This window comes from Nitratidesulfovibrio oxamicus (genome assembly GCF_015731765.1).
GTDB lineage: Bacteria > Desulfobacterota > Desulfovibrionia > Desulfovibrionales > Desulfovibrionaceae > Cupidesulfovibrio > Cupidesulfovibrio oxamicus.
Genome location: NZ_VRYY01000793.1, coordinates 1 through 536, shown reverse-complemented (window position 1 = coordinate 536; position 536 = coordinate 1). Strand labels below are relative to the sequence as shown.

At 59.3% G+C, this 536-nt stretch carries 1 protein-coding gene; it reads right to left on the bottom strand.

Going from position 1 to position 536, the window contains the following annotated elements; translation table 11 throughout:
- Window positions 1-122 precede the first annotated feature (122 nt).
- Window positions 123-536: RHS repeat domain-containing protein (locus FVW20_RS18605; protein WP_196610735.1), on the bottom strand; the 414-nt coding region annotated here is incomplete at its 5' end.

The window sequence follows — 536 nt, the reverse complement described above, 5'->3', positions numbered from 1 at the left end:
CTGGGTGAAGTTTGTTTTCGGTTTAACCACCGGAGTGAGGACTTGTTCCCCATACTTTTAAAGGCATTGAAGACAAGTCCAGCAAGAGATTTTATAACGGATTAGTCCGTTTTGGTTAGGTATTACCTTATTTTTTTGTCGGCGTGTACAACGCCCGTTCCGAATCCGTGTGCGCGGGAACCCGCCTGCTCCTGCATTTTGGATATGCCCTCCTTCTTCTCCTTGCTTCCGTACGGGTATGACCACCACGGGCGCAGACGCTTCAAGACGCCCTCGCCTTCAAGCCCCAGCGGATCGAAGGCGCTGACCGGATCGTCCACGCAGTAGTCGTAGGGGTCGTGGTCGCCGCCGGTGTCGCCCAGCGGGTCGGGCGCGGTGAAGCGTCCGGTGCGCGGGTCGTAGTCGCGATAGCCGAAGCGCACGAGGCCGGTGTGCCGGTCCGCCAGCCCCCCGGCAAAGCCCAGCGGCAGAAAGAAGTACGGGCAGGTGTCCAGCAGCGGGTTGCCGAAGCTGTCGTATTCCATGCGCTTCACCAC